We start from the raw sequence: 26,346 nt of genomic DNA on the forward strand, positions 1-26,346 counted from the left end.
GGTGTTATGTGGGGGAAATGGTCTGGTCTCATTGATCTCTCTATGGGTATTACAGCGTTATACGTGCTCTATGAGGTAACCAAGCGGATGGTGGCGGGGTATGGTGAACCTTCACGGTACGCGTTGTATGTGGCGGTCTTTTTCCTGTTTATATCCGTTGGTATTGGGTGGGCTCTTACTTCTGATGATTCTCCTCTATGGGATCAGTTACGTGGCATTCTCAATGGGTTCTTTGCTGGTTTGGCTGTGTCTATCGGTGTCATAGCTCTTGCAGGATGGTGGGGGTTTCCGGTTCCGTGGGTTAACACAGATACGGAAGCATTTTTCCTGTTTATGTTGTTTACCCAGGCTATTACGGATTACGTGAGTTATTCCGTGGAGGTGATTATTGGTGGATTGGCCTTTGTTGGGGCGTTCTGGCTTTACGTAAAGGTTGCATGGGAGAACCCTCTGTTGTCGGTTCTTTTTGGTATAACAGTCGTTACTATACTTCTCCGGCAAAAATTCTCGATATTGCTTTCTATTCCTCTGGTGGCTTATTCGGAGTGGCTTATGCTTCATTCTTCCACTCACGAGCTGATTCTCGGTTATGCATTTGTGGCGGGAGCTACCATAGGGCTCGTTGATAATCACGTGATTGGAAGGAGTGGTAGCGGAGATATTCTCATCACTACGAACGTTTTTATGGCTCTTGGTCCCTTGGGTCTCCCTGCTTACTTGGCACAGTATCTCATTGGAGAGTTCTTTACTGATGAGGATCCTTATGGGGGGATTGGTTATCCGATGGGACCACCGACGTTTATTGCTGCCTTGGGTTACTGGTGGTTATACGAGCATTGGCTTGGTGCATTGAATTTTTGAGCCATGAAGAATGTAACATTCGTAATCTGAATTCGAAATCCTTTTATTTTTTGTACATTTATTTTTTATCTGGTGAATTGTATGACTGACGATGTTGAGAAGCAGGAAGGGGAGTTTGAAGGGGATGAGTGGGAGGTTCTATACAAGAAGCTTCGTACCATAAACCGCCGTCTCTACGTTCTCGAAGAAGAGAATGACGAGCTCTACGCCAAAATAGAGGAGCTCTCCAAGAAGAAGGGAAGCGGTGAGGAAACCAGTGAATTGAGAGGAGAGCTGGAGGAAGTAAAGAAGAAGCAGGAAGAGCTTATTGCGGACGTTGACGACTTACAGCGCCGCCTTACCGATGTCGAAGAGGACATAAAAGAGATATATGACAAACTTGAAGATCTGAAAAACTACACTGATAAGGCTTTTGCCATAGCAAAGAAGGTTGAAAGGTATTTGAAGCTTGAAGACAATGAAGAGAAGCAAAAGGGTAGAAAACGCCGTCGTGAGTGATTTTTATTTTTGTTGTTTGTAATCTGGATATTTTGTCCAATCTGATGGAAAATGTTATGGGCCAGTGGCGTTATGTTCATATGGTGAACATAGTATGAACATGGAAAGGGCCGATGGCCGTGTTGATGTGCATGTGAAAATAAACGCTTCGCTTGTGGCTCAGATTCGTCAGCTGGGCTATCAGCTGAGCTCGTTTTTTGAAGCTTCAGCTTTGCTTTATTTGGCTTTGCTTGGCTCAGAAGGCTTTGCTGAGAGAATTGTGGTGCGGTGGCCGGGATTTGAACCCGGGCCAGCGGCGTGGCAGGCCGCTGTCCTAGACCAGGCTAGACTACCACCGCGTTTGCCCGTTACATACTCACCTCCGGCCAATTTATAAATCTTTCGGTGCGCTGGGACGGTTAAATTTATAAAGCGTCCCTGAGAATGGTTAGCTGGTAGATGCCCCGGTGGCCTAGTCTGGATAGGGCGCAAGGCTGCGGACCTTGAGGTCCGGGGTTCAAATCCCCGCCGGGGCGCCATAGAAACTTTGCTGAGCAAAGTTTCATCAAAGATTGTAGCTCCTTTTAAAAAGCCAGCTTTCACGTGATTTCCTCTTTGGAGGGCTGTTTTGAGTGAGAGAATTCTTAAAGTGCTCCCTTGGGGATGTTTAACTCTGAAAATGGACGCCCGGAGGGCGTCAAAAGAAGAATAAACCTTTTCTAAGAGTTCTTACCTAACGTGTTCCCCCCGGAAATAGGAACTTGTAGTGTAAAATCCTTGGATATGGCTATTTTCCGAGAGGAGCTACGAACTTTTGATGAAGCTTTCCCAAAAGCTTCAACACATCATTTTCGCTTTTATGAACATCCTCAAAAGGGAAACCAAAATAAAAATGGCGGGGGTTCATCTGGCCCTCAGCTTTGCCAGCGCGTCTTCGGCAGCCTGGAGTATCTGATAGCCCACAGGGGAAGCCGTGAGGAGCGGGTGGGTTGCTATCTGGAGCGTGTAGAGCTCGCTTGCGGTGAGCCTCTTCTGTATTGCCAGGGCTAGGACGTTTATCATTTCGCCGACGCTCTTTCCGCCGGTTATCTGGGCCCCGAGGATCGCCCCCCTGTCGCGGGAGAAGATCAGCTTCACCGTCACCATTGACGTGTCCGGGAACTTCGCCGGGTGCCTGTCGGGACCCTTTCCGTAGCCTACTATCACCTCAAAGCCCTCCTTTCCGGCGGCCTCCTCGGTAAGACCCGCCGCTGCGAGGGTTAATCCAGCGACGTGGGTGGAGTAAGCCCCTATCGTCCTTCTGTTCTCCCTGACTATCTGGAGCTTGAAGAGGTTCGCCCCGGCTATTCTTGCCTCAAAGGTGGCCGTTGAGGCAAGCATGAGTGGGTAGGGCTTTCCCGTAAAGAAGTCCCTGTGTTCAACGCAGTCGCCGACGGCGAAGATATCTGAGCAGGATGTTCTCATGTATTCGTCGGTCCATATCCCGTACCGCGTAACCTTCAGGCCTGCCTTGACCGCGAGTTCGACGTTTGGACGGTAACCTGTGGACAGTATGACGGTATCTGCGGGCAGTTCAGTTCCATCCGCCAGCTTAACACCCTCAACCTTTCTCTTCCCGATGAGTTCTTCCGCGTTGCCGTAGGCTATATTTATTCCGCTCTCCGTGAGCCTTTCCTCTATCATCTCGCTGAACTCCGGGTCGAAGGAGTTTCTAAGGAGTCTGCTTCTAACTACGAGGGTTACTTCTTTCCCCGATTTTCTTATCTCGTCTCCCACTTCCAGGGCTATGAAGCCGCCGCCGATTATAACGACCTTTTCTGAATTTTCCAGCCTCGTTTTAAGCTCTTTGAGGTGGTTGTAGTCTTTTGAGACAGTGAAGACACCTTCCAGGTCCGCACCGGGAATATCGGGAATCTGGGGCCTTGATCCAGTTGCTATGACCAGTTTCTTCCAGCCTATTTCCTCGCCGGATTTCGTTTTCAGAGTCTTTTCCCTGGCGTTTATCTCCACGACTTCGTCGGTTAGAGTCTCCACTCCCAGTGGCTTCAGAAACCTCTCCGTGGGAAGGATGTCATCATCAACTTCAGTCAGAGTTCCAAATATGTATGGAATTCCGCATGGGACCATAGAGACTTCCTCTTTCTTTATCACAAGGACACTTTTGTCCGGATAAAACCTCTTGGCGGAAATTGCGGCTGTAAGGCCGCCTGCACTGGCCCCTATCACAACAACGTCGTACCCCATTTTGGATCACCACTAAAAACTCGGTACTGGACTATTAAACACTTTCTTTAACTTAAAGTTCAAAACGTAAGCACATCTGGGAATATGAAAGAACGGGAAGGGACATCACTCACCTGTGGCGCCCTTCAGTGCGTCCTTACAGGGACAGCGCCTCTCCCGCGGTATATACTTTATGGCGCTCATCAGGAGAAGTTTTATTTCCTCGCTCCTTTTGGCCATTAGCTCGACGACCTCCGTGTGGGTTAGCTTGCTCTGGCTGATACCGGCGGCGTAGTTGGTAACAATAGCAACGCTGGAGTAACACATCTCAAGCTCCCTGGCTAGAGCGGCCTCCGGGCACTGAGTCATCCCCACGACGTCTGCTCCGAGTATCTTAAGGGCTCTTATCTCCGCCCTGGTCTCGAACCTCGGCCCCTCCATGCACGCGTACGTACCCATCGGATGGTACGTGAAGCCAAGCTCCTTGGCTGCGTTTATCAGAGCCTTTCTCAGTTCGGGGCAGTATGGCTCGGTAAAGTCCACGTGGGCGACGAACTTCCCCTCGTGGGGGCTGTCCTCTCCGTCGTAGAACGTATAATGCCGCGTTTTGGTGAAGTCAATAAGCTGGTCAAGAACCACGAAGTCCCCGGGCTTCATCTCAAGGTTTAGGGAACCGACTGCGGAGGTGGAGAGGATCCTCTCAACGCCGAGCTCGTGAAGCGCCCAGATATTGGCCCTGTAGTTTATCTTGTGAGGTGGGACGCTGTGCCCTTCACCGTGCCTCGCCATAAAGGCTATCTCTTCTCCTTGGTATTCTCCAATTTTTACCCTGACCTTCCCGTAGGGTGTCGTCACGAAGTCCTCCCTGATGTTCTCAAGGAGTGCCGGGTCGTACACTCCAGAACCACCAATTATTGCTATCCTCGGCATCTTGACCACCGCTTTATCTTGGGGGTAGGGTATAAAACACTTAGTGCCCCAGCCCCTTCCTCAGCTCCTTGTGTTTCCTGGCACTTTCCTGGAGCTCCGTCTCTTCCCGTTCCCCTGAGGCCATCCTGAGCACCCGAATGAGTATCTCACCCATGAGCCAGGAGCCCCATTCCCGGTCGTGGGCTTCCCTAGCCGCGTCGATGGCTCCATCAATGTCCCCTCGTTTGAGTTTCTCCAGTGCTACCGCCCCGAAGGCCAGAGACCTGAGGTATGGGTCTTCTATTGGCTTCGCAAGAAGGGTTGCTCCCTCCAGCTCGCCCAGTTTTGCCAGGTACGTGGCTGTCTTTACCAGCACTGTCTCATCCTCGGTTTTTTCACCTATCCACTTTACCAATGGAATGTAGCTCTCACGCGGCTTTTCTTCGAGCAGGAGATCCATTGTGAATTTGGCGAGTTCATCAAAATCTCCGGCATCCATATTAAGGGATGTGAGCAGGTCCCTGAGCTTTCCGGGGTTGTTTAAAACGAGCTTTACTATGTGTCTGGCCACGTCTAGCCTGTCCTCCGAGGGGAGTGAGTTAATCACCTCCGCCATGAACCCTACTTCGTCCTCCTGGATGAGGCCCGATAGGAAAGATGTCACGAGGTTCCGGCCCATCCGTTCCGAAAGCTCTTTTGCGGCGTTGATGAACTTCTCATAGGTGCCTGGGTGAACTCCGGATTTCCTCAGCTTCCTCCCTATCTCCTCCATAGCCGTCTCGAGCCAGTAGGCGTTCTCTATGTGGGGTAGGAGGCTGAGTGCCGTTGCGAACTCCTCCCTTTTTAGGTGCTCCCTCAGAATCTCAACCGCCGCCTGGGATTTCACGTCCGGGCTTGAGATGGCGTCGAGCAGGTTCTTCGCTCTCCGCAGGTTCCCTTCGCGCAGGAATAGCTTTATGATGGCCAGAAAAACATCGTCCCGTTTTTCAGGATTTTTTATGCTTGCGGCATAAAAAGCGGCGTCGTCCACCTGGCCTATTGCAATGGCTTGGAGTGTTATCTCCGAGAGGAGAGAATCTCGGATTGGCTCTGGGAGAACCTCCGACCCCTCGTACGCCTGGTGGAGAACGTTCTTTGCCATGTCGCCCATGCTGGCGGCGTGGAGGTATTTCGATATCTCTACCATGGCCTTTATAACAAGAATGGGGTCTTCAATGCCCTCTATCGATGAGAACGTGAATCTAAGGGCGGTTTTATACGCTGGATGCCCGGCCTTTTTCATCTCATAAGCGATTCTGGCGAGGGTGATTGTACGGATGTACGGGTCGGGAATGTCCCGCCCTATGGTTAGAACCTCTCGGTATATATCCCGGCTTGAATCCGGCACAGCTTTCACCAATACTTTAAAAATCGCTCACTATATTTAACTCTTGCTAATTTTAATCGGATTTTAAAAGGGGGTTATTGAAACCCTGGATGAATTTCGTCTAACAACGAAATCAGCTCATGTCATCGTACACAACGCTGACGGTCTCCCCGTCGTCGAGGACTACAAAGCTCACCTTCGCCTTTTTGCCGGTTTTCTGGTCAACGACCAGGAAATCAGGGTTGCTCAGGTACTGGCTCTGGGGCATCCTCCAAACATCGCTGTAATACTCCCGGAGTTCCCTCAGGAACAAAGCGGGGTTTCTCTTTATCACGGTTGTCATGGCTATCACCATTAGTATATACCACATTAAAATATAAAAAGATTTCGGAAAGACAATTGTTAAAAAATAGATAGACAATCGTCGATGTCATCATGCTCTGAGCATCTCAACGTACTCCATCTCCTCTGGGATGGGCTTCCTGTTGAGCCTCTTCATGTCCTCAACCGCCTTGTAACCGTAAAATGCCATCAGCCACTCCATGCTCTCACCCCCTCTCATCTCTTTCTCAATTATATGATGGTCTTTTTGATTAAAAAGGCTTTCTGATAAATTTTTGACTGGGTTGAGCGTTTAAGTTCTTTTTACTCGCAAAATAGGCCCAATGAATCCTTTTTGGAGTTAATGTACACTTTTGTTCCGTTAAACTGGCGTTTATACCGCTGTTTTTCTAAAATGGATACATTAGAACCTTCCGGAAGAAAGCTAAGTATTATAAGGTGGGGCTGGATAGAATGGCCGGTGGGTGAAAAATGGCTCTGGAAAGACTTGGGAAGGCACTCAACAGTGCGCTTAAGAAACTCGCGAGGTCTGGAACAGTTGATGAGGTCCTCATAAAGGAAGTTGTGAGAGACATCCAGAGGGCCCTCCTTCAGTCTGACGTTAACGTGAGGCTCGTCCTTCAGCTGACGAAGAGGATACAGGAAAGGGCGCTCAACGAAAAGCCTCCAGCTGGCGTTACCGCTAAAGAGCACGTTGTTAAGATCGTTTACGAGGAGCTCACGAACTTCCTCGGAAGAGAGGCGGTCCCCCTGGAGATAAAGGAGAAGCCCACGATCCTTCTGACCGTTGGCATCCAAGGTTCGGGTAAGACCACGACAATAGCCAAACTGGCCCGGCATCTAACAAAGAGGGGCTACAAAGTGGGCCTCGTCTGTACCGACACCTGGCGTCCCGGTGCTTACTTCCAGCTCAAGCAGCTCGTGGAGCCGATAGGTGTGGAAGTGTTCGGTGACCCTAACGAGAAGGACGCCGTTAAACTCGCCAGGGAGGGCGTCGAGTACTTCAAGGGCAAAGGAGTTGACGTCATAATCGTCGACACCGCGGGTAGGCACAAGGACGAGGCCGGTCTCATCGAGGAGATGAAGCAGATCAGCGCCGTTGTGAATCCCCACGAGGTCATACTCGTGATAGACGGAACCATAGGCCAGCAGGCCTATCACCAGGCCCAAGCGTTTAAGGAGGCCACTCCAATAGGCTCCATAATAGTGACAAAACTCGATGGGAGTGCCAAAGGTGGAGGCGCCCTCTCTGCGGTGGCGGCCACAGGGGCCCCGATAAAGTTCATCGGTGTTGGTGAGAGGGTAGACGACCTCGAACCCTTTGACCCAAAGAGGTTCGTCTCCAGGCTGCTGGGACTGGGGGACATAGAGGGCCTCCTTGAGAAGTTCGAAGAGCTCAGCAAGGAGACGGAGATAAAAGAGGAGGACGTTGAGAAGTTCCTCAGAGGAAAGTTCAACCTCAAGGACATGTACGCCCAGCTTGAGGCCATGCAGAAGATGGGGCCCCTCCAGAAGGTTCTCCAAATGATACCGGGCCTTGGATACTCCCTTCCGGAGGATGCCGTGAAAGTGGGGGAGGAGAAGCTCAGGCGCTTCCGCGTCATCATGGACTCCATGACCGAGGAGGAGCTGGAGAACCCGGACATCATAAACTACTCCAGGATAAAGCGCATAGCGAGGGGTTCCGGGACTTCGGCCAAAGAAGTTAGGGAACTGCTGAGCCAGTACAACCAGATGAGAAAGATGTTTAAGAACCTCGACAAAAGGAAACTCGCCAAGATGGCCAAGAACTTTGGAGGATTCGGGAGGCTGGGAATATGATTGAGGCGATAATCCTTATAGTCGCCCATCCCGGAACTGAGGAAAAGGTCTACGAGACCCTTCGCGCCTATCCCAACGTGAAGGAGATATACAGGGTTTACGGCGAGTACGACCTGCTTCTCCGCGTTGAGGTCAGCGACATCGGCGAGCTGGACGAATTCCACGACAGCGCCCTCAGGAGAACCGGGAACATCGAACTCACGGAGACGATGATAGCCAGTACTTACAGTGTCAAGGAGTGAGCCGCATGGCCTCGGATAAGAGGCTTGTGGCCACGGTAAACCTTCGGACGCTCGAAGTTACCATCCACTCCAGTGTCAGGTTCAAGTGTGTAGAGAACTGCGGCAGGTGCTGCAGAGAGCTTGAAATACCGCTAAGAGACGAAGACATAGAGCGCATTGAAGACCTTGGGTATAATGCATGGGAATTCGTCGACTACGAGAAGTCCTTCTACCGCGGGGACAAGTTCCTTGGCTATGCGATAAAGAAAAACCCCGTAACGGACGAGTGCGTTTTCCTTGATCCAGAGACCAAGAGGTGCAGGATATACCGTGAAAGACCCCTCGCCTGCAGGCTCTATCCTTTCGTCTTTGTCAAGCACGGTGAAACCATGGAGGTATACATAAGAATGGATCCTTTCTGTCCCGGAGTGAACCATCCTGATGGAGAGGAGGTAACCGGGGAGTTCCTCCTGCGGGAGTACGGGGACATTATCAGAGAATACCAGAGTAAACTTGGAAATGTGCAAAAGAAGAGATAAAATGAAAGATTAATCTAACGCCACTTGCTCTCGTCTAGCTCTTTTTCCGTCTTGGCCACGATCACTGTTCCAGTGAGGTCACCGGTTACGTTTACCATCGTCCTGCCCATGTCAAGAATGGCGTCAATTCCAAGTATCATAGCATATGCGAGGGCCACGGGGCTTCCCGCTGTGAGATCGAGGCCGATGCTCTGAAGGACCATCGCGAGCATGATGGCACCAGCACCTGGAACACCCGCCGTTCCTATCGATGCAAGAACTGCAGTGAGGACGACAACGAGCTGCTGGCTGAGAGTGAGCGGGTGTCCAATAGCACTGGCGACAAAGAGGACTGTGACACCTTGGTAGAGTGCTGTTCCGTCCATGTTTATAGTCGCACCGAGGGGTAGGGTGAATGAGAATATGCCTTTGTCGACTCCCATCTCCTCCTCAGCCACACGCATCGTGACTGGAAGGGTTCCACTGGAGCTCCTTGTGACAAAGGCTGTTACCATGGCATCCTTCGCCTTCTTGAGGAACTTAAAGGGGTCTATCCCAAAGACCTTCAGGAAAATGAAGTAAGTAATGACTATCTGAAGGAAGAGGCCGGTATAGACTGCCCCAACGACCTTTGCCAAGGGTCCTACCACCTTAACACCCTGCTCGGCCATAACGTAAGCTATAAGGGCAAAAACGCCTATTGGCGCGTACTGCATTACTCCAGCGACTATGAGGTACATTGCCTCAGCTAGCCCATCGAAGACCCTCAGTAGAGTTTCACCTGCTCGTCTAACTCTCTCCTCGTTTCTGTTCATGAGATACGTTATCGCTATGCCGAGAATTATTGCAAAGAATATAACCTGGAGGACGTTGCCATTGGAGAGGGAAGCAAAGGGATTTGTCGGTACTATATCAAGAAGGGTCTTGATCAGGGAGGGTGGTTTTGCCTGTATTGCCTTTCCGGTTCCCGTTCCGAGATGTATCCCAGTTCCGACCTTGAAGAGCCTGCCCACAATGAGACCGAAGAAAACTGCCATAGCGGAGGTGATGAGGTAGTAAACGACTATCTTAACACCAACACGACCGAGACGAGCTGGACTGATACTAGCGGCACCAACTACAAGTGATGCGAGGACTATTGGCATCACGAGCATTTTTAGCAGTCTAACGAAGAGGTCACCGAAGGGCTTGATGTAAGTCTTCACACTTTCTGCATAGCCGTAGTGCCCTGCTATGAGGCCAAAAACGGTACCAAGAATTAAACCCCAGAGAATTTTCCACAGAACCGGATAGTCGAGGTATTGTCTTAAGAGACTTTTTCCCATCCTCCCACCTCCTTATTGGTTGGCTTATTGCCAGCATATGTTTCTTGAAAGAAGAAGTTTATTAATGCTATTCGAGAAAGATTGACAAAACGTCAAAATAAATGGGCAGTTATAAGCGAAACATCATTGTGAAGTACTTTAATCATCTGGCTGTTAATGTATAAAATTGGTTGAGATAAATCAGGAATGTTGTGGATTGACCAACAAGTTCTATTCTTTTTAAATTCTTTGAGCTAAGGAACGTTCCAAGTTAGGGGATGCTGTTTGCCACCATATGTCCTATTGGCTCCAAGGCAAAGGACAAATTGACCGAAACATATTTATACATTTTTTTGTTAACCAATGGCCACCGGAGGTGATGTCATGAGCCAGCTGAAGTCAGTTAGGGAGAAACTCAGACTCATCAACATACTCAGGCTCCTCAAGGAGACGTACACGTACGATGAGCTCTCCAAGCTGACGGGCCTTCCAATAACCGTCCTGAACAGGTACGTCCGGGGGAAGGTCCTCCCAAGCACCGAGAGAACCAGGGAGCTTATTGAACTCCTGAGTCCATACATCAACATCCAGAACGAGGTGAGGAGGAGGCTTAAGTTTGACAGCCTTGGCTTCTTCGACAGCATGTCGGTTCTGAGCGACACCCCGCTCATGGTTCTGCTCTCCGAGGACATTGGGGGGAAGCTCTCTGACATTGATGTCGACAAGGTGCTGACCGCGGCGACGGACGGGATTCCCCTCGCGGTTCACATCGGCAGAGAACTGGGCGTTGACGTCGTTTACGCCAAAAAGAAGAAGGAAGTCGGTGTTGAGAAGTTCCACGAAGTCAACTACGTCCCCAGTGCATCTGGGAGTATAACGACTCTTTACCTCCCAACGTGGGCCCTTGGCAAAGGGGATAAAGTACTCATCGTGGACGATGTCGTGAGGAGCGGAGAGACACAGAGGGCACTCGTTGAGCTCTGCCACCGCGCTGGGGCCAAGCCCGTTGGAATGGTCTTCCTGGTCAGCGTGGGGGACATCATCGAGCGTCTGCGTGAAGAGTACGGTATCCCAGTTGAGAGCATCGTAACCCTGGAGAGATGAACTATGACGAAGTTTATGGTGTACAACGCCGCCGGCCTCACGCTCCCCGTTGAGGCTGAACTCGGCCTTCCCTTTAATTTTGAGTGCTCAGAGACGGAATGTGGCAAAACCGTGAGGATAGAGGGTAGAATCCTTGAGGTGGAAGAGGAAGAATTTAACAGGAGCCTCAGAAACGTGATTGCTGAGGATCCGTCGTTTAGGGTCATAGACGCAATATCCGTCAGGAAGTACCTCTTCTTCGGGAAGGTAAACGGGAGAGAGGTTACTCTGCCGGTGGAGTCAATGGAGGACTTCGCGAAGCGCTTCATCGATGCGACTGACTCGATCATCGTTCTTCGCTAGTCCCTATCTCCAGCACCGGCTCTTCTTTTACCGTGTCCATAACGACGCTTGTGTTGGTCTTCTCGACACCGTCCAGTGAGAGAACCCACTTCACGAACCTGTTCATATCCGCTCTATCTCTGAACTTCGCGACCGCTATTATGTCGTACTCGCCAGTCACGTCGTACACCTGGGCCACGCGGGGATGTTCTGCGAGTTTCCTCTCGATTCTAACTATCTCCCTTCCCTTCGCCTTTATCCCCACGACCGCCGTGAGACCGAAGCCGACCTTTTCGTAGTCAATGTTCACGCAGAAGCCCCGTATTATCCCCTCTTCCTCCATCTTCTTTACCCTGTTGTAGACCGTTCCGACTGCCACCTTCAGCTCCTTCGCCATCTCCCTGTAAGACATCCTGGCGTTCTTCTGAAGGAGCCGAAGTATCTTCATGTCGAGTTCGTCCATCCTCACCACCACTTCTCCTTTACCGTAAACTTTAAATACCCTTCTCCGGGAGGGAATAGCGGGCAGTGGACCGGTAGCCTAGCTAGGACAGGGCGGCGGCCTCCTAAGCCGCAGGTCCGGGGTTCAAATCCCCGCCGGTCCGCCAGATTTCTTCTCGTTAACTCAACTGTTTAACAAAATCCATTTATATTCTCGTTCCCATTAAACTCCGGTGATGACATGGCGTTCCTTAAGGTTGTTCCCCTTGAAAAAGCCCGTGAGATTCTGAACTCCTTTGGGATGGAGCCCAAAACGGAGGAAGTCCCCCTCGAAGATGCTCTAGGGCGGGTTCTTGCTGAGGACGTGGTTTCTCCAATAGACGTTCCTCCGTTTGATAGGGCCACCTTCGATGGGTACGCCGTTAGGGCGGAGGACACGTTCATGGCCAGCGAGGCAGAGCCGGTTAGGCTTAGAGTCATTGGGGAAGTCCACGCTGGCGATTTTCCCGACTTTGCCCTCGATGCCGGAACCTGTGCATACATATCGACGGGTGCCCCGCTCCCCCAGGGAGCCGATGCCGTTATCCAGTTCGAGGACGTCGAGCGTGAGGGCGATGAAGTTGTGATATTCAAACCTGCATACCCTGGACTGGACGTGGTAAAGCGCGGTGTGGACGTTCCAAAGGGCAAGCTCGTTCTGGAGAAGGGCACGCGCCTGGGGTTCAAGGAGACGGCGCTTCTCTCCGCTGTTGGCCTCTCTAAAGTCAAAGTCTACAGAAAGCCCAGGGTGGCGGTTATAAGCACTGGAAGCGAAATCGTCCTTCCTGGGGAGGAACTTAAACCCGGCGAGATATACGACATAAACGGCAGGGCCGTCAGCGACGCGATAAGGGAACTCGGTGGAGAGGCCTGCTTCCTTGGGGTTGCCAGGGATGATGAGAAGCGCGTTGCCGAGCTCATACTCAAGGGCATCTCGGAGTGCGACATGGTGCTCCTCAGCGGGGGCGCCAGCGGGGGAATGCACGATCTAACGAGCTCGGTTATCGAGCGGCTTGGCCAGCTTTACATACACGGTATTGCAATACAGCCAGGAAAGCCAACGATAATTGGCCAGATCGATGGAAAGCCCGTGATTGGCCTTCCAGGTAAGCCCACAAGCTGTCTAACGAACTTCACACTCCTCGTAGCTCCCCTCCTGAGGAAGCTCCTTGGAAGGGAAACCGAGGTCAGAAAAATTAGAAAGAAGCTCGCCCACAAGGTTTTCTCCGTCAAGGGCAGGAGGCAGTTTCTCCCAGTCAAAATCGACGGTGATAGGGCCGTTCCGATACTGAAGGGTAGCGACGTGGTTACCAGCTTTGTCGATGCCAACGGCTTCATCGAGGTCCCGGAGAACGTTGAGATACTGGAGGCGGGGGAAGAGGTGGAGGTCACGCTCTTTGGTTGACCTGGAACTAACCCTTTCCAAACTTTTCCAAAAACCTTTTTTAGACTTGGCCCGTTTTCACTTGAGGTGGAGAACATGCTCGACATAAAGCTCATTCGCGAAAACCCCGATGTAGTTAGGAAGGACCTCATCAAACGTGGAGAAACTGAAAAGCTGAAGTGGATAGATGAAATCTTGGAGCTCGACGCGAAGTGGCGCGAGAACCTGAAGAAGATAAACGCCCTACGGAAGGAGCGCAATCAGCTCGCCGTCCAGGTAGGCAAGAGGAAGAAGGCCGGAGAGCCCGTAGACGACCTCCTCGCGAAGAGCAACGAGATAGCTAAGGGGATTGAGGAGCTGGAGAAGGAAGTAGAAGAGCTGAGGAAGAGGATAGACTACTACCTCTGGCGCCTCCCTAACATAACCCACGAGAGCGTCCCGATTGGAAAGGACGACACAGAGAACGTTCCGATAAGGTTCTGGGGCAAGGCCAGGGTCTGGGAGGGCTTCCTGGAGAGCTTTAAGGAGCAGAGCCTCGGAAAGATGGACTACGAAGTTTTGAACTGGAGGCCGAGGCTCCACGTTGACCTGCTTGAACTCCTCCGCGGTGCCGACCTTGAGAGGGCCGCCAAGGTGAGCGGAGCGCGCTTTTACTACCTCATGAACGAGCTCGTCATCCTTGATTTGGCACTCATCCGCTTTGCCCTCGACAAACTCATAGAGAAGGGCTTCACCCCGGTTGTTCCACCGTACATGGTGCGCCGCTTCGTTGAGGAGGGGGTCACCGCCTTCGAAGACTTCGAGGACGTTATTTATAAGGTCGAGGACGAGGACCTTTACCTTATCCCAACGGCCGAGCACCCATTAGCCGGCCTTCACGCCAACGAGATAATCGAAGGAAAAGACCTCCCGCTCCTTTATGTTGGAGTAAGCCCGTGCTTCAGGAAGGAGGCTGGAACCGCGGGGAAGGACACGAAGGGAATCTTCCGCGTCCACCAGTTCCACAAGGTTGAGCAGTTCGTCTATTCCCGCCCGGAGGAGAGCTGGGACTGGCACGAGAAGATAATCGCCAACGCCGAGGAGATATTCCGGGCCCTTGAGATACCCTACCGTGTCGTCAACATCTGCACCGGTGATCTGGGCTATGTCGCCGCCAAGAAGTACGACATTGAGGCTTGGATGGCAGGCCAGGGCAAGTTCCGCGAGGTTGTTTCAGCGAGCAACGCTACTGACTGGCAGGCGAGAAGGCTGAACATCCGCTTCCGCGACAAGACTCACGAGAAGCCCAAGTTCGTCCACACGCTCAACTCCACTGCGATAGCCACTTCGAGGGCGGTAGTTGCCATCCTAGAGAACCACCAGACGGAGGAGGGCGTCGTAAAGCTCCCGAAGGCCCTTTGGAAGTACACAGGCTTCAAGGAGATACTGCCGGCGAGCATGAAGGAGGGGTGCTGTGAGTAGCTAATTTAAAAGTAAAATTCTTGTTGTTCCTTCTTGTCGATTTCAATTTTGATCTTTTTCTTCTTAAGTTCTTGCACTTCTTCAATCAATTTTGGAACGTTCTCTTTATCTATGGCCCCCATAATGTAGGGGCACTCATCTGGGAATATTATAAGAGTTCTAAACGCATCCAAGATTCCTTTCATATTATCCAAATGTTCTTCAAAATCCGAGTTTTTGCCTTCAGTAGCAGCAAGTACTAATAATTTGAAATATTCTACAAATTTCTGAGGGAGGTGGTATTCTACAAGATCATACAAGAGATATATGTCTAAGTCGGGATTAATCGAATTTGCAAACGCTATAAGTAGCAGATTCCATGATTTATTGCTTGATATATCCTTTCCAGACAAGGATCTGGGGTCAATGATTGTAATTGATGTCCCAGTATCTTTAGACTTCTCCACACTCAATTTATTATCTTCCATATTTATCTGTGAAAATATTTCATAAAGCGGCTCTATGACTTTATTCTTGAGTTGTTCTGTATGCTCCTGCCTTATGGAGATCATTATACTTTGTTTCATCAGTTCTGCGGTTTTCTTGTTGTACCAAGCTTGGACTGCAATGATGGTGGCAGTTATAATAGTGGCGACAGGCGCTACGTATTTAATCCCGTAAATTAATCCAACCGCTATCGCGGGTATAACTATTAATAATATACCTATTACAGCAACAAGCTTGAGAACGTTACTATTTTTGACCGTCCACCTCACGTTGTCCCCCATGTACTACATACAGAACAAGAACTTATAAAAGGTTATACTGTGTACAGTCCAACCTTGTTAAACCCCTCCCCGCTCCCTCACCTTCCTCCTCACGTTAGGATCGCGGTCGGCTATTACCTTTAACGCCTCCTCGAATGTCATCCAGTCCGGAACCTCTTCGTCTGTGTATATGCCCGTTCTCCCTATCGAGTCCCTTCTCGTGAGGACGTGAACGCGTTCGGTGACTATGTCGATGCTGACTCCGAGCGTTCTGGCGACCTCCGGCTCCCTTCCAATGACTTCCCTCTCTATGTGCCCCTTTTCAGTGGGGACTATCAGAATCAGCTTTTTATTAACTCCGGGGACGCGCTGCTTCGTCTTCACGCCCCATAAGTCGACCATTCCGCCCCAGCGGTAGAACTCCAGCTCCCTGTCGGTAGGCTCGATGAGCGGAAAAGTGACCGTTGTTTCCTCGTCTATCCCGATGACCCCCTTGACGAGGTGCCGGGGGGTGGCCATGACTATCTTCCTCCTCCTTACGAGGCCCTCCAGGGCGAGCTCGATTAGGTAGCTCGGCACCCTAAACGGGATGAAGATGTCTATGTCGCTGTCCTTCCGAACGTCCCCCCTGGCTACGCTTCCATATAGCTGGGGGTCGAACCCCTCAAGGCGCTCCATTATCGCTAAAGCTTTCTCCCGCTTCTCCCAGAGGTAGCGCCAGCGCTTTGGGGTGTAAACCACCTCGCGCTCGTCCCAGATTCTGACCACTTTCTCCCTCGGCATCGTGGGTAGTTAGAGCCCTACCTTTTTAAGGTGCTCCTCCGAAAGGGCTCTGGTGGTAACATGCCGGTCATAGGAATGAATCTCACCAAAGTTGAATTCGAGAAGAGGGGTGCTCCAATACCCGGAATGAGGATAGAGGTAAACCTAACCCCTAATGTTAGAGACATGCGCCTCGGGGAGATACGCTCACCAACGGGCAAGATGAAGGGGGTTGAGATACTCTTCAAGTACGAGATAAATTACAGGCCTGAGATAGCGGAGGGGCGTGTTGAAGGGGCCATAATGTACCTTCCTGCCCGCAAGGAGGACATCGACAGGATTCTTGATGAATGGGACGCCGAGAAGAAGGTGAGACCAGATGTCTTCGCGGAGATGGTCAACTTCATAACCTCCGAGATAAGCCCGCTGCTCTTCGTCCTGGCCAAGGAGATGAGACTTCCATACCACATCCCGCTACCGAGGGTTGAGCTTAAACAGGGCCCCCAGGTGAGCGGTGGATGACTATCGTGATAAACATGAGGAAAGGCCCTGCGGAGAGGGGTCTTGGGGTTGCCGCTAGGCTGATAAGAAATGGAAAGCTGGTGGCGTTTCCGACCGAGACAGTCTATGGTCTGGGTGCCAACGCCCTGGATGGAGCTGCCGCCAGGAGGATATTCGAGGCAAAGGGCAGGCCCGCTGACAACCCCCTCATAGCTCATATAGTGGAGATAGAATGGCTTGAGGAACTTGCAAGGGAAATCCCTGAAACTGCATGGAAGCTGGCCGAGAAGTTCTGGCCCGGTCCATTAACCATAGTCCTTCCAGCAAGGGAGACCGTTCCCAGGGTGACAACCGGCGGGCTCGATACCGTCGCCGTTAGGATGCCCGCTCACCCGATAGCCCTCGGGCTGATACGGATGAGCGGAGTTCCTGTTGCGGCACCCTCCGCGAACATAAGCGGGAAACCCAGCCCCACTGATGCGGAGCATGTCATCGACGACTTCTACGGCAGGATAGAGTGCATAATTGATGGCGGCCCAACTCCAGTTGGAGTAGAATCGACGGTGATAGACCTCACGGGAGAGAAGCCGCTCCTCCTTCGCCCCGGCGGGCTCCCGCTGGAAGAGATAGAGAAGGTTGTTGGTAAGGTTGAAATCCATCCCGCGGTGAGGGGAGAGGTGGTTGACGTTGCCAAGGCCCCCGGAATGAAGTACAGGCACTACGCACCCAGTGCGAAGGTGATAGTCGTTGAAGGAACGGAAGAAGCCGTTGGTAAAAAAATCAACGAGCTCATCGAGGAGTTTCGGAGGAACGGCCTCAAAGTGGGCGTCATGGCCATGGGGGAGCATGAAGCCGACGCTTTCTTCTACTTAGGTAAAACCAGCGAAGAAGCCGCCAGGAACCTCTTCCGCGCCCTCAGAGAGCTCGACCGTACCGGGGTCGACGTGATAATCGCCCAGGGTGTCGAGGAGAAAGGGCTGGGACTTGCCGTCATGAACAGGTTAAGGAAAGCAGCGGGGTTCAAAATCGTCAGGGCGTAATTGACTTTCGCTAGGTCGGTGGATAAACTTAAATATCCGGATGTCTATTTCATGACAGCTCTTTAATCGAATCATGGGGTGAGGAAGTTGGCGATACTCCCGGAAATGGCATCACCGGAGGACCTTGAGCAGATGGGTTTTCAAAAGCTCAACGAGGGGGGGCTCAAAGAGGGACTCAAACTCATTCTCCGGGCCGCTAAAAAGTACGAAGATGAGAGGAAGCTGGAGGATGCGGCCAGGCTCTACCGCTACTTTGGCTACTTCTTCCTTGAGAGGTTAGGAAAACCGGACAAGGCCCGTGCCCCCCTGCTTAAGAGTGCCTCCCTTTACATCTCCTTAATAGAAGAAGAGCTCAGCAGGTTTGACGTTGACATAACCCGCCTCAATGAGTTCTGTTCAAAGACCCTGGCGATATTCGCGGTCGTAGGTGATGAGAAGAACCTGAATAAATACGCTAGACACTTCGCTGAAATGTATGAGGATCTTGGGAAGGGTTATGTTGAGAACGGTGACAGCTGGATGGCTATACGGGCATACGAGGACGCGTTTAGGTACTACAAACTCCTCGGTGATGAGGAGGCCTCACGTCGGGTCGCCGATGCTTTAATAACGATCTACGGAAAGATCACTGAAGAACTCGTGGCAAAGGGGGACAGCGCTGGAGCTGCTGAGGCTTTCTATCGCCTTGCCATGTACGTCCTCGAGTTGTTTGGATACGACAGCCACTATACGGACATGATGGACACAGCCGCTAGGAACTATGAGAAGGCAAGTAAAATCGCCTACTCTGGGGGGGACCTGGACGGAACCACTACCTATCTCCTCAAGGCCCAGTACGCCTACCTGCTCTCCGGAAACGTGAGCCGCGCCAAGCTCATAGGGGTCAACAACATCAGGATCATCTACCAGGTTATTGGTGACTTCCAGAAACAGGGCGACAGCGCGAACACCGCCAGGAAGCTGCTTGAGCTGGCACAGGCTCTCTTCGCCGTCGGCAAGCATAAGGAGGCATTCAAAGCGTACCATGAAGTTCTTGACTTCGAAAGCGACCTCAAGAACAAGGCGATAATGCGCTCGGCGATCCTGAAGGAGTACGGGGCTAGAAACAAGGAAGCGGCATGCATCTCCACCGCCTGGGAGGTTGAGTACTACCTTGAAAGGGGGAACCCCGGAAAGGCCGTGGAAGTGGCTGATTTTAGGTTAAATTCCAAAAAGGAGCTTGAGACTGTGATTAAACTTCTCCATGAGGCAGAGGGAATATCCCAGGAGCCCTCCTACTGAGAGTCCCCGAAAACCCTCCTGAAGGTCTCCTCCGCGAGACCCCTGAGTGTTGTTCTCCTTTCTTTAGCTATTTTTTCAAGAATTTTCTGGGCCCCGCTGCCGTACTGCGCCGCCTTCTTCTCCCTCCATGCAACCTTCTTCGGCAGACCGAGCTCCTCAGCCGTTCTCCGCAGGATGTACTTTCGGATCCCGTTCTTGATTTTAAGTTCGACTGGGATACTCATAGCGGCCCATAGGATTGGAAGAGTCAGGAACGGGTACCTTCCTTCAACGCCGTTCAGCATGGCTATCTTGTCGTCCCTGGCCAGATTTCTGTCACCGAGTTCCAGGATATCTTGGATCATTAGTGTTGGTTTTTCTAGGTACCTGGCGTAGCCACCGAAGAGTTCATCCGCCCCTTGGCCACTCAGGAGGACTTTCACTCCATCCTTTGAGGCTTCCTGTGTTGCGAAGTAGAGGGGGATGCCTATCGCTAGGTTCATCGGATTGGGCTCCTCGATGGCGAACATCACCCTTGGAAGGGCCTCCTCAACGTCCTTTTTTGTGAATACTCTCTCCTCAAGCTCCAGCCCAAGCACCTCGCTGACTTTCCGTGCCCATTTCATATCATGGCTCCCCTCCATCCCCGCGGTGTAGAGGACAACGTCTGAATAGCGTGAGGCCAAGAGGGCTGTTATCGAGCTGTCGAGGCCCCCTGAGAAGAGGACGCCGGTTTTCTTCCCCACCCTCAGCCTGGCTGAGCAGTCCAGGCTCCGCATGAGAACCTTTATTCCTTCTTTCTCATCCAGTTCCCTCCTCCAGGGGGGTTCCGTCGGCTCCATGAGACGTTTCTTCATGATTCCTTTCCTTGAAATAACGACCATCTCGCCTGGTTTAACTGGTATCGTCTCCTCCTCGCCGATGGCCCACAGAACTTTTCTCTCGCTCGCAAAGAACCCGTTTGGTGAGTAGTAAAGTGGCCTTATTCCAATCGGGTCGCGGAAGAGGTATATCTCTTTCCCTCTCACGAGCCCGACGGCGTAGTCGCCGTTCAGCATCTCCATTGCCTTCCTTACGGCTCCCTCCATTGTAAGTCCTTTTTCAAGGAGATGCTCAATGAGGCGTAGGATGACCTCACTGTCAACGTCGCTCTCGAAATTGATTCCCTTCCCCTCAAGGTACTCTCTGAGCTGCTTGTGGTTGTATATCTCTCCGTTGTGGACGAGAACGAGGTCGTTGAAGAAGGGCTGTACATAGTTCTTCGAACCCGTCATTCCAAGGCGGCACTGGAGAACCCCTATCCTACCGTTGGGTATCTCTTCCACCTTCCCGAAGTCGCTGCTCTTGAGTACTCCCTCGTCAGTCCACACACCGAATTCATCGGGGCCCCTGTGTTTTCCTGCCTCTATCATGACCTTGAACCTGTCACGTAGATGCTTCCCCATCCCGCCGGCTATGAGGCACATTTTCCCACCCCCTAACCCTTGATATGTCCGCTAAAAAGACTGTTCCCTTCCGATTTGAATTGGTTAAACGGTAACGCCAAAAAATCTGAACGTTCTTTTAGAGAACCCCTACGTTAGGTCTCCACATGTGCAGTAATGCTCGTAGGCGAGGGTTTCCAGCTCTTCAAAACCCCGCCCGTCCCTCGCCGATGCGTAGACCACCCTTACCGGCGGCGACACCTCAGGGAGGAAGGAGCACAGTCTGTGGGCGAGATAACCCTGCATCGATGGGTCCAGCTTCAGTCTGGCCGTGAGGTACTCAAAGTCCTCCAGGAGCGTTCTGTGTCTTTCCAGCTCTCCTTGAGGCATCAGGTCCACCTTGTTGAGAACCGGGACTGTGGTGACTCCAAGCCGTAGGTCTATCATTATCGCGAACGTCCTGACGAAGCAGTAGTCAGGAGGCCTCCGCAGGATTTCGGGGCTGAAGAGGTAGGCAACCAGAGGCTCGCTCAGGCCCTCCATTATCCTCGTGCCGAACTCATGGAACAGAAAGCTCTCCATCTGGCCCGGGGTGTCCACAAGGACGTAATCGTGTTCCCGGTCAAGCTCTAGTATCCTCTCCAGAATCCAGTTCACGTGTCCAAGTAAGCGGTCATAACTCTTGACTATGGCGCCGTTGGGACCGAAGCCCTCCTCCATTATCTCCTCCACAGTGATGGTATCCCTGACATCGAGGTCAGGGCTGTAGGGGAGCGTTTTAGCCCCTGTGTCGAGGTTGACGTAGGCTACCGCGTGCTCTTCCTCAAGGTATCTCCCGAATGCACTGGTTATCGTGGTCTTCCCACTACCCGCCGTGCCGAGGAAAGTCAGTATCATCTCCCTCACTCAGTACATAACCCGTGCTTTGAGGCCCGCTATCCTATCCACCTCTTCGGCGAGCTTCATGAATGCCCTTGCTCCCTCTGAGTCGGGGTCGTACTCGACAACCGGAACCCCTTCCAGGGTCGCCTCCCTAACCTTCGGGTCCTCAGGAATGACGGCGAGAAGCGGGAGCTCCATAACCTCCTCTGCAGCGTCGGGGGGTATGTCGTTGTCGCTCCTCCCGTAGCGGTTGAGCACGAAACCCAGAACAGCCAGGCCGGCCTTCTTCAAGACTATGCCCACCTTCATGGTGTCGGTTATGCATGAAATTTCGGGATTGGTTATGAGTATGACCTCCTCGCCGCTGAGCATCGCGTTCATTGCGTCCATCTGCAGTCCCGCGGGACAGTCTATCAGAACAAAGTCGTAGCCCGCCTTCAGGGGTTTTATTGCCCCAGGTAATCCCCTAGGGTCTGCCCTTTTAACGTGCTCCCAGTCTATTGCCGCGGGGATGAGGTCAACGTTCTCGTAGCTGGTCTGGTATATCGCATCGTTTATCTCGGCGTTACCGGACAGGACATCGTGTATGGTGGTTTCAGCGTCGTCTATTCCCATCACAAGGCTGAGGTTGGCCATGGTGAGGTCAGCATCCACCGCCAGAACTCTATGTCCCATTTTGCCGAGGGCTATTGAGAGATTGGCAGTTGTCGTGGTTTTGCCAGTTCCACCCTTTCCTGAGGCAACTGATATCAGCCGGCCCATCTTTCCACCCATAGTTAGTCCACGCAATCCTTTATGAACTTTTAGGATTTTGCCAAAGATTTATGAACTGTTCACCCCAGCCCATTCCGGTGAGAAAAATGAAGGTATTCGTTGTTGACACGAGCGTCATAGTTGATGGCCGTCTAACGCAGTTCCTCTCAACGCTCCGCGAGAAGGTTAGGGTTGTTATCCCAGAGGTGGTGGTCGCTGAGATAGAGCACCAGGCCAACCAGGGGAAGGCAATAGGTCATACCGGCCTTGAGGAGCTCAAGAAGCTCAGGGAGATATCGGATGGCGGCTTAATCGAGCTCGACTTCCACGGAACCCGCCCCGAGCTCTGGCAGATAAGGAGTGCCAAGCTGGGGGAGATTGACAGTGTGGTCCGCGAGACTGCGAAGGAGCTCAATGCAATTCTTATCACTGGGGACGGGGTGCAGAGGGACGTCGCCATCGCAAAGGGCATTGAAGTAATCTTCCTCTCCGCAAAGAAGGAACTTCGGCACAGGCTTGAGGACTTCTTCGATGAGACGACAATGAGTGTCCACCTCAAAGCGGGCTTAAAACCGATGGCAAAGAAGGGGAAGCCCGGCGAATGGAGGCTCGTCGTGGTCAGGGACGAGGTTCTGACCGATGAGGAGCTGGCAGAGATAGCAGACGATATCGTTGAGCGGGCCAGGCGCGACCCGGAGAGCTTCATAGAGATGGACGAACCTGGAGCCACCGTCGTTCAGCTCAGGAACTACCGTATCGTTATAGCTAAGCCCCCGTTCGCCGACAGGATAGAGATAACCGCGGTTAGACCCGTGGTGAAGCTGGGCATAGAGGACTACGAACTGGACGAGAAGCTCCTTGAGAGGCTCAAAGACAAGGCCCAAGGTGTTCTGATAGCCGGTGCCCCCGGTGAGGGCAAGACAACCTTCGCCCAGGCCCTTGCTGAGTGGTACGCAAGCATGGGGAGGGTCGTCAAGACGATGGAGAAGCCGCGCGACCTGCAGGTGGGGGAGGAGATAACCCAGTATACAGCGTTAAACGGCGAGATGGAGCTGACCGGTGACATTCTCCTCCTGGTGAGGCCTGACTACACCATCTTCGACGAGATGAGGAAGACGAGCGACTTCAAGATATACTCTGACCTCAGGCTTGCGGGAGTCGGCATGGTTGGAGTCGTCCACGCAACAAAACCAATCGACGCGGTGCAGAGGTTCATCGGCAGGGTCGATCTCGGTATGATTCCGCAGATAGTCGATACCGTCATCTTCATCAAGGCTGGAAGGGTCGCCAAAGTCCTGACCCTGGAGTACCTCGTAAAGGTTCCGAGCGGGATGAGCGAAGAAGACCTCGCGAGGCCGGTGATAGAGATTCGCGACTTTGAGACCGGCGAGCTGGAGTACGAGATATACACCTACGGTGAAGAGGTCAGTGTTGTCCCAGTGAAGAAGGAGGGGAAGGCCCCCGCGTTCAAGCTGGCTGAGAAGAGGCTCAAACAGGAGATAAAGAAATTCTTGCCCGATGTAAACACAGAAGTTGAGATAGTGAGCCCCCACAAGGCAGTTATCTACGCGGACGAGTTCGATATCCCGGCTATAATAGGCAAGAAGGGGAAGAGGATAACGGACCTCGAGAAGCGCATAGGCATAAGTATCGACGTCAAGAGCTTCGCCGAGAGGGAAGCTGGCAAGCCCAAGGAGAGGGTTCCCATCGAAGTCGAGGAAAAGAAGAAGACGATAGTCCTCTACGTGCCGCAGGAGCATGCCAGAAAGCCCCTGAAGTTCTACGGCGGCGAGCAGTACATATTCACGGCGACGCCGAGCAGGAAGGGCCTCGTTAAGGTGAGCAAGAACACTCCCATTGGCAAGGAGCTCAAGAGGCTCATCGACGCCGGGATAGGGATATGGGCGAGCACGTGAAAGCTTTTTAACCGGCTCCCCCTACTTTTTCCGGTGATAGTATGGAGTACAGCATCGTTGTCACGCCCGAAACGTTCCACAAGTTTGATAAGCACAACATGCAGCACGTCTGCGTTCCCATGGTCATAGGGAACAGCGGCATTGACGTTGCAATGGAGGTCTTCAACGGCATCCTCAAAACCGTGGAGACCAGATTCGAGGTCGAGAAGGTCAGTGAGGAGAAAGACGAATGCGACGAAATCCACGCCGTCTACAAACTCAAGAGCGGGGAGAAAGAGGGTCTTCTCCACCTCCGCCTCAGGAAGGTAACACCGGGCTGCCCGCCCATAAGCGGAAACAAGTGTTCCATCTTCGAGTTCGAGAGGGACATTGAGTGTGTTGTTGATGAGATAGAAGGATGTCTCTCCTGAGCTCTTTTTGGTGATTTTCATGCTTGTTCTCGCTTCTTCTTCCCCCCGAAGGCGTGAAATCCTCTCGCGCTTCATTTCTGATTTCAAGGTAGTCCCCAGCAACGCCGATGAGAACTGCTCCCTCTCCGACCCGATGGAGTACGCGGTTGAGCTCGCCTGCCGGAAGGCCAGAGAGGTTTACCTCCGAACAGGGGGCACGGTTGTGGGCGCCGATACAGTTGTGCACTTGAGAGGGAAGATACTAGGCAAGCCGCGGAGCGAGGAAGAGGCAATTGAGATGCTTGAGCTGCTTTCCGGAAAAGTTCATAACGTGACGACCGGCTACTGCATTGTCCACCGCGGGGAGGAGCATAGGGGCGCCGTGACCACGGAGGTCAAGTTCAGAGAGCTTGGCAGGGATGTAATCCATGCCTACGTGAGAACTGGCGAACCGATGGACAAGGCAGGGGCCTACGGTATACAGGGCTGGGGCGGCCTCCTCGTGGATAGGATACGGGGAGATTACTACAATGTCGTCGGCTTTCCGATGGAGATAATCTGGAAGCTCAGGGAGCTTGGTTTTAATGTCTTGCCTTATTGAGTACACTTCTAAGACACTTCGCGGTAACTAATGAACTTTTATTACAAGAACTCTTCAAAAAGCAGATCCTCCTTTCTTCCCCCTGCATTCTTGAAAACCTTCTCGCTCCACCCAACTATCCCGACCTTGGCCGGGAAGTGGGCGTCGCTCGCGAAGGTGAGCTTTATCCCCCTCTTTATGCATTCGGCGACGAACTCGACATCCGGGACATGGTAGCGGGAGCTTATCTCAAACGCCTTTCCGTTCTCTTCAGCCAGCTCAAGAACCTCTCTAACCTCCTCCACTGATGGAAAGCCGATGTACTGGAAGCTTGCCCCGAAGTGCCCGATTACATCGACATTGTCATCCACCAGGGCCAGCTTCACAAGTTCAAGGTACTCCTCCGGAGTTTCAAGCCACTCGTGGACGCTGGCTATAACGTAGTCGAGCTTCTCCGCCACCCAGTCCGGCACGTCAACCCCGCTGGGAATTATGTTCCCTTCAATCCCGGCAAGAACTGTTATGTCGGACTCCTTACCCCACCGCTTTATATCCGCTACGTACCTTCTAAGGCTCTTTGGACCGAGGTAGTGGCTGTGGTCAGTTATCCCGAGAAGTCTGAGCCCCTTCTCCTCTGCCGCGGCTACGTTGTCTGGGATTGAACCTACACCATCGGAGTACTCCGTGTGGGTATGGGTGTCGTGTGGGAATTCCAGCATATTCTGGGATTAAGGGTAGGGATTAAAAAGCTTCTGGACAAAATATCCAATGTAAAGTGCCTCCTTGAACTTTGACAAAGGTTTAAATATTCCGGGGGAGAGAGTAAAGCGGTGATGAAAATGGTCGAGCGCTCGAAAGTCCGCGTTGTCATTGCGAAGCCGGGTCTGGATGGCCACGACCGCGGCGCAAAGGTCGTCGCGAGGGCCCTCAAGGACGCAGGTTACGAGGTCATCTACACGGGTATAAGACAGACCCCTGAGCAGATCGTTGAGACGGTGATCCAGGAGGACGCTCCAGTTCTTGGCATTAGCATCCTCTCCGGTGCCCACATGGTTCTGATTCCCAAGATACTTAAACTCCTTGAGGAGAAGGGTCTGAAGGTGAACGAGGACGTCGTGGTTTTCGCAGGGGGAATAATCCCGCCCGACGACGCAGAGGAGCTCAAAAAGATGGGCGTTGCAGAGGTTTTTGGGCCTGGAACGCCACTGAGCAAGACGATAGAGTTCGTTGACAGAGCGGTCGAGAACCTCAAGAGGTTCAATGCTTAACTTTATATCCCCTTTGGATAATTTCTCCAGTGA

28 protein-coding genes and 3 tRNA genes are annotated in these 26,346 nt (G+C 52.3%); 18 read left to right on the top strand and 13 right to left on the bottom strand.

Annotated elements, in window-relative coordinates:
* The first annotated feature begins 6 nt into the window (after positions 1-6).
* Both E3E29_RS06950 and E3E29_RS06955 read left to right on the top strand, forming a co-directional pair.
* Complete coding sequence (locus tag E3E29_RS06950) at positions 7-861, top strand: hypothetical protein (protein WP_167910227.1); 855 nt, start codon at positions 7-9, stop codon at positions 859-861.
* 72 nt (positions 862-933) lie between these two features.
* Positions 934-1,359, top strand: a complete 426-nt coding sequence (locus E3E29_RS06955) for a hypothetical protein (protein ID WP_167910228.1) — start codon at positions 934-936, stop codon at positions 1,357-1,359.
* Positions 1,360-1,619: 260 nt separating this feature from the next.
* Here the strand turns inward: E3E29_RS06955 and E3E29_RS06960 are convergent.
* Positions 1,620-1,697: transfer RNA gene (locus E3E29_RS06960), tRNA-Gly, on the bottom strand.
* 102 nt (positions 1,698-1,799) lie between these two features.
* Between E3E29_RS06960 and E3E29_RS06965 the strand changes: the two genes are divergently transcribed.
* Positions 1,800-1,877: transfer RNA gene (locus tag E3E29_RS06965), tRNA-Arg, on the top strand.
* A 364-nt stretch (positions 1,878-2,241) separates the two neighbouring features.
* Here E3E29_RS06965 and E3E29_RS06970 read toward each other — a convergent pair.
* The 4 genes from E3E29_RS06970 to E3E29_RS06985 form a co-directional block, all read right to left on the bottom strand.
* A complete protein-coding gene (locus E3E29_RS06970) occupies positions 2,242-3,582 on the bottom strand; it encodes an NAD(P)/FAD-dependent oxidoreductase (RefSeq protein WP_167910229.1) in 1,341 nt (446 codons plus the stop codon).
* A gap of 105 nt (positions 3,583-3,687) precedes the next feature.
* A complete protein-coding gene (gene mtnP / locus E3E29_RS06975) occupies positions 3,688-4,491 on the bottom strand; it encodes an S-methyl-5'-thioadenosine phosphorylase (protein ID WP_167910320.1) in 804 nt (267 codons plus the stop codon).
* A 40-nt stretch (positions 4,492-4,531) separates the two neighbouring features.
* Complete coding sequence (locus E3E29_RS06980) at positions 4,532-5,866, bottom strand: hypothetical protein (protein ID WP_167910230.1); 1,335 nt, start codon at positions 5,864-5,866, stop codon at positions 4,532-4,534.
* Between the two features lie 103 nt (positions 5,867-5,969).
* Entirely contained in the window at positions 5,970-6,179 is a 210-nt protein-coding gene (locus tag E3E29_RS06985; protein ID WP_167910321.1) for a hypothetical protein, read from the bottom strand.
* Between the two features lie 470 nt (positions 6,180-6,649).
* Here E3E29_RS06985 and E3E29_RS06990 point away from each other — a divergent pair, with 470 nt between their 5' ends.
* The 3 genes from E3E29_RS06990 to E3E29_RS07000 are packed head-to-tail and all read left to right on the top strand — an operon-like array spanning position 6,650 to position 8,759.
* Positions 6,650-7,999, top strand: a complete 1,350-nt coding sequence (locus E3E29_RS06990; protein WP_167910231.1) for a signal recognition particle protein Srp54 — start codon at positions 6,650-6,652, stop codon at positions 7,997-7,999.
* Entirely contained in the window at positions 7,996-8,241 is a 246-nt protein-coding gene (locus tag E3E29_RS06995; protein ID WP_167910232.1) for an Lrp/AsnC family transcriptional regulator, read from the top strand. Before E3E29_RS06990 ends, E3E29_RS06995 begins: the two co-directional genes overlap by 4 nt.
* 5 nt (positions 8,242-8,246) lie before the next feature.
* Positions 8,247-8,759 (top strand): YkgJ family cysteine cluster protein, encoded by a 513-nt coding sequence (locus tag E3E29_RS07000; RefSeq protein WP_167910233.1) that lies wholly within the window; start codon positions 8,247-8,249, stop codon positions 8,757-8,759.
* Positions 8,760-8,773: 14 nt separating this feature from the next.
* On the opposite strand, the gene E3E29_RS07005 is transcribed toward E3E29_RS07000, so the two are convergent.
* On the bottom strand, positions 8,774-10,063 hold the full coding sequence (locus E3E29_RS07005) for a dicarboxylate/amino acid:cation symporter (RefSeq protein ID WP_167910234.1): 1,290 nt from the start codon (positions 10,061-10,063) through the stop codon (positions 8,774-8,776).
* A gap of 363 nt (positions 10,064-10,426) precedes the next feature.
* Between E3E29_RS07005 and E3E29_RS07010 the strand changes: the two genes are divergently transcribed.
* Together E3E29_RS07010 and E3E29_RS07015 are read left to right on the top strand one after the other, a co-directional pair.
* Positions 10,427-11,146: a phosphoribosyltransferase family protein gene (locus E3E29_RS07010; protein ID WP_167910235.1), complete on the top strand. Its 720-nt coding sequence runs from the start codon at positions 10,427-10,429 to the stop codon at positions 11,144-11,146.
* Between the two features lie 3 nt (positions 11,147-11,149).
* Positions 11,150-11,488, top strand: a complete 339-nt coding sequence (locus E3E29_RS07015; RefSeq protein ID WP_167910236.1) for a hypothetical protein — start codon at positions 11,150-11,152, stop codon at positions 11,486-11,488.
* Here E3E29_RS07015 and E3E29_RS07020 read toward each other — a convergent pair.
* Positions 11,472-11,930 carry an Lrp/AsnC family transcriptional regulator gene (locus tag E3E29_RS07020; protein WP_167910322.1) on the bottom strand — a complete coding sequence of 153 codons (459 nt, stop codon included), beginning with the start codon at positions 11,928-11,930 and terminating at the stop codon, positions 11,472-11,474. The two genes, E3E29_RS07015 and E3E29_RS07020, sit on opposite strands and share 17 nt — an antisense overlap.
* A gap of 67 nt (positions 11,931-11,997) precedes the next feature.
* On the opposite strand from E3E29_RS07020, the gene E3E29_RS07025 reads away from it, so the two are divergent.
* The 3 genes from E3E29_RS07025 to serS all read left to right on the top strand — a co-directional run bounded on the left by E3E29_RS07025 (position 11,998) and on the right by serS (position 14,792).
* A tRNA-Arg gene (locus E3E29_RS07025) sits at positions 11,998-12,075 on the top strand.
* A 74-nt stretch (positions 12,076-12,149) separates the two neighbouring features.
* Positions 12,150-13,352, top strand: coding sequence for a gephyrin-like molybdotransferase Glp (gene glp, locus E3E29_RS07030; protein WP_167910237.1), 1,203 nt, complete (start codon positions 12,150-12,152; stop codon positions 13,350-13,352).
* Between the two features lie 75 nt (positions 13,353-13,427).
* Positions 13,428-14,792 carry a serine--tRNA ligase gene (gene serS / locus E3E29_RS07035; protein ID WP_167910323.1) on the top strand — a complete coding sequence of 455 codons (1,365 nt, stop codon included), beginning with the start codon at positions 13,428-13,430 and terminating at the stop codon, positions 14,790-14,792.
* Positions 14,793-14,797: 5 nt separating this feature from the next.
* Here the strand turns inward: serS and E3E29_RS07040 are convergent, their stop codons facing one another.
* Complete coding sequence (locus E3E29_RS07040) at positions 14,798-15,559, bottom strand: hypothetical protein (protein ID WP_167910238.1); 762 nt, start codon at positions 15,557-15,559, stop codon at positions 14,798-14,800.
* A gap of 57 nt (positions 15,560-15,616) precedes the next feature.
* Positions 15,617-16,321 carry a nucleotidyltransferase domain-containing protein gene (locus E3E29_RS07045; protein ID WP_167910239.1) on the bottom strand — a complete coding sequence of 235 codons (705 nt, stop codon included), beginning with the start codon at positions 16,319-16,321 and terminating at the stop codon, positions 15,617-15,619.
* A gap of 60 nt (positions 16,322-16,381) precedes the next feature.
* Here E3E29_RS07045 and E3E29_RS07050 point away from each other — a divergent pair, with 60 nt between their 5' ends.
* The 3 genes from E3E29_RS07050 (at position 16,382) to E3E29_RS07060 (ending at position 19,122) form a co-directional block, all read left to right on the top strand.
* On the top strand, positions 16,382-16,822 hold the full coding sequence (locus E3E29_RS07050) for a hypothetical protein (protein WP_167910240.1): 441 nt from the start codon (positions 16,382-16,384) through the stop codon (positions 16,820-16,822).
* Positions 16,819-17,841 carry an L-threonylcarbamoyladenylate synthase gene (locus tag E3E29_RS07055; RefSeq protein ID WP_167910241.1) on the top strand — a complete coding sequence of 341 codons (1,023 nt, stop codon included), beginning with the start codon at positions 16,819-16,821 and terminating at the stop codon, positions 17,839-17,841. Before E3E29_RS07050 ends, E3E29_RS07055 begins: the two co-directional genes overlap by 4 nt.
* Positions 17,842-17,919: 78 nt before the next feature.
* Positions 17,920-19,122 (top strand): hypothetical protein, encoded by a 1,203-nt coding sequence (locus E3E29_RS07060; RefSeq protein WP_342764687.1) that lies wholly within the window; start codon positions 17,920-17,922, stop codon positions 19,120-19,122.
* Here E3E29_RS07060 and asnB read toward each other — a convergent pair.
* The 3 genes from asnB to minD all read right to left on the bottom strand — a co-directional run bounded on the left by asnB (position 19,116) and on the right by minD (position 22,169).
* Entirely contained in the window at positions 19,116-20,567 is a 1,452-nt protein-coding gene (gene asnB / locus E3E29_RS07065) for an asparagine synthase (glutamine-hydrolyzing) (RefSeq protein WP_167910243.1), read from the bottom strand. The two genes, E3E29_RS07060 and asnB, sit on opposite strands and share 7 nt — an antisense overlap.
* A 108-nt stretch (positions 20,568-20,675) precedes the next feature.
* Positions 20,676-21,422 (bottom strand): ATP/GTP-binding protein, encoded by a 747-nt coding sequence (locus E3E29_RS07070; RefSeq protein ID WP_167910324.1) that lies wholly within the window; start codon positions 21,420-21,422, stop codon positions 20,676-20,678.
* Positions 21,423-21,431: 9 nt separating this feature from the next.
* Entirely contained in the window at positions 21,432-22,169 is a 738-nt protein-coding gene (gene minD, locus E3E29_RS07075) for a cell division ATPase MinD (RefSeq protein WP_167910244.1), read from the bottom strand.
* Between the two features lie 98 nt (positions 22,170-22,267).
* On the opposite strand from minD, the gene E3E29_RS07080 reads away from it, so the two are divergent.
* Genes E3E29_RS07080 through E3E29_RS07090 form a run of 3 tightly spaced genes read left to right on the top strand, consistent with a single transcriptional unit; the run spans position 22,268 to position 25,066 of the window.
* Positions 22,268-24,076 (top strand): PINc/VapC family ATPase, encoded by a 1,809-nt coding sequence (locus E3E29_RS07080; RefSeq protein ID WP_167910325.1) that lies wholly within the window; start codon positions 22,268-22,270, stop codon positions 24,074-24,076.
* Positions 24,077-24,117: 41 nt separating this feature from the next.
* A complete protein-coding gene (locus E3E29_RS07085) occupies positions 24,118-24,486 on the top strand; it encodes a hypothetical protein (protein WP_167910245.1) in 369 nt (122 codons plus the stop codon).
* Positions 24,487-24,505: 19 nt separating this feature from the next.
* The gene (locus tag E3E29_RS07090; protein ID WP_167910326.1) at positions 24,506-25,066 is read left to right on the top strand and encodes a Maf-like protein; all 561 of its coding nucleotides are present in this window, start codon (positions 24,506-24,508) and stop codon (positions 25,064-25,066) included.
* 41 nt (positions 25,067-25,107) lie between these two features.
* Here E3E29_RS07090 and E3E29_RS07095 read toward each other — a convergent pair whose 3' ends face one another.
* Positions 25,108-25,764, bottom strand: coding sequence for a PHP domain-containing protein (locus E3E29_RS07095; RefSeq protein WP_167910246.1), 657 nt, complete (start codon positions 25,762-25,764; stop codon positions 25,108-25,110).
* Positions 25,765-25,884: 120 nt separating this feature from the next.
* Here E3E29_RS07095 and E3E29_RS07100 point away from each other — a divergent pair, with 120 nt between their 5' ends.
* Complete coding sequence (locus E3E29_RS07100) at positions 25,885-26,313, top strand: cobalamin B12-binding domain-containing protein (protein ID WP_167910327.1); 429 nt, start codon at positions 25,885-25,887, stop codon at positions 26,311-26,313.
* Positions 26,314-26,346: the final 33 nt, after the last annotated feature.

The organism is Thermococcus sp. Bubb.Bath, from assembly GCF_012027595.1.
In the GTDB taxonomy this organism is placed as follows: Archaea; Methanobacteriota_B; Thermococci; order Thermococcales; family Thermococcaceae; genus Thermococcus.

Coding starts and splice junctions, on each gene's coding strand:
- E3E29_RS06950 (WP_167910227.1), top strand. CDS start 7: ATGTGGGGGAAATGGTCTGGTCTCATTGATCTCTCTATGGGTATTACA.
- E3E29_RS06970 (WP_167910229.1), bottom strand. CDS start 3,582: ATGGGGTACGACGTTGTTGTGATAGGGGCCAGTGCAGGCGGCCTTACA.
- mtnP (WP_167910320.1), bottom strand. CDS start 4,491: ATGCCGAGGATAGCAATAATTGGTGGTTCTGGAGTGTACGACCCGGCA.
- E3E29_RS06985 (WP_167910321.1), bottom strand. CDS start 6,179: ATGACAACCGTGATAAAGAGAAACCCCGCTTTGTTCCTGAGGGAACTC.
- E3E29_RS06990 (WP_167910231.1), top strand. CDS start 6,650: ATGGCTCTGGAAAGACTTGGGAAGGCACTCAACAGTGCGCTTAAGAAA.
- E3E29_RS06995 (WP_167910232.1), top strand. CDS start 7,996: ATGATTGAGGCGATAATCCTTATAGTCGCCCATCCCGGAACTGAGGAA.
- E3E29_RS07000 (WP_167910233.1), top strand. CDS start 8,247: ATGGCCTCGGATAAGAGGCTTGTGGCCACGGTAAACCTTCGGACGCTC.
- E3E29_RS07005 (WP_167910234.1), bottom strand. CDS start 10,063: ATGGGAAAAAGTCTCTTAAGACAATACCTCGACTATCCGGTTCTGTGG.
- E3E29_RS07010 (WP_167910235.1), top strand. CDS start 10,427: ATGAGCCAGCTGAAGTCAGTTAGGGAGAAACTCAGACTCATCAACATA.
- E3E29_RS07015 (WP_167910236.1), top strand. CDS start 11,150: ATGACGAAGTTTATGGTGTACAACGCCGCCGGCCTCACGCTCCCCGTT.
- E3E29_RS07020 (WP_167910322.1), bottom strand. CDS start 11,930: ATGGACGAACTCGACATGAAGATACTTCGGCTCCTTCAGAAGAACGCC.
- glp (WP_167910237.1), top strand. CDS start 12,150: ATGGCGTTCCTTAAGGTTGTTCCCCTTGAAAAAGCCCGTGAGATTCTG.
- serS (WP_167910323.1), top strand. CDS start 13,428: ATGCTCGACATAAAGCTCATTCGCGAAAACCCCGATGTAGTTAGGAAG.
- E3E29_RS07040 (WP_167910238.1), bottom strand. CDS start 15,559: ATGGGGGACAACGTGAGGTGGACGGTCAAAAATAGTAACGTTCTCAAG.
- E3E29_RS07045 (WP_167910239.1), bottom strand. CDS start 16,321: ATGCCGAGGGAGAAAGTGGTCAGAATCTGGGACGAGCGCGAGGTGGTT.
- E3E29_RS07050 (WP_167910240.1), top strand. CDS start 16,382: ATGCCGGTCATAGGAATGAATCTCACCAAAGTTGAATTCGAGAAGAGG.
- E3E29_RS07055 (WP_167910241.1), top strand. CDS start 16,819: ATGACTATCGTGATAAACATGAGGAAAGGCCCTGCGGAGAGGGGTCTT.
- asnB (WP_167910243.1), bottom strand. CDS start 20,567: ATGTGCCTCATAGCCGGCGGGATGGGGAAGCATCTACGTGACAGGTTC.
- E3E29_RS07070 (WP_167910324.1), bottom strand. CDS start 21,422: ATGATACTGACTTTCCTCGGCACGGCGGGTAGTGGGAAGACCACGATA.
- minD (WP_167910244.1), bottom strand. CDS start 22,169: ATGGGCCGGCTGATATCAGTTGCCTCAGGAAAGGGTGGAACTGGCAAA.
- E3E29_RS07080 (WP_167910325.1), top strand. CDS start 22,268: ATGAAGGTATTCGTTGTTGACACGAGCGTCATAGTTGATGGCCGTCTA.
- E3E29_RS07085 (WP_167910245.1), top strand. CDS start 24,118: ATGGAGTACAGCATCGTTGTCACGCCCGAAACGTTCCACAAGTTTGAT.
- E3E29_RS07090 (WP_167910326.1), top strand. CDS start 24,506: ATGCTTGTTCTCGCTTCTTCTTCCCCCCGAAGGCGTGAAATCCTCTCG.
- E3E29_RS07095 (WP_167910246.1), bottom strand. CDS start 25,764: ATGCTGGAATTCCCACACGACACCCATACCCACACGGAGTACTCCGAT.
- E3E29_RS07100 (WP_167910327.1), top strand. CDS start 25,885: ATGGTCGAGCGCTCGAAAGTCCGCGTTGTCATTGCGAAGCCGGGTCTG.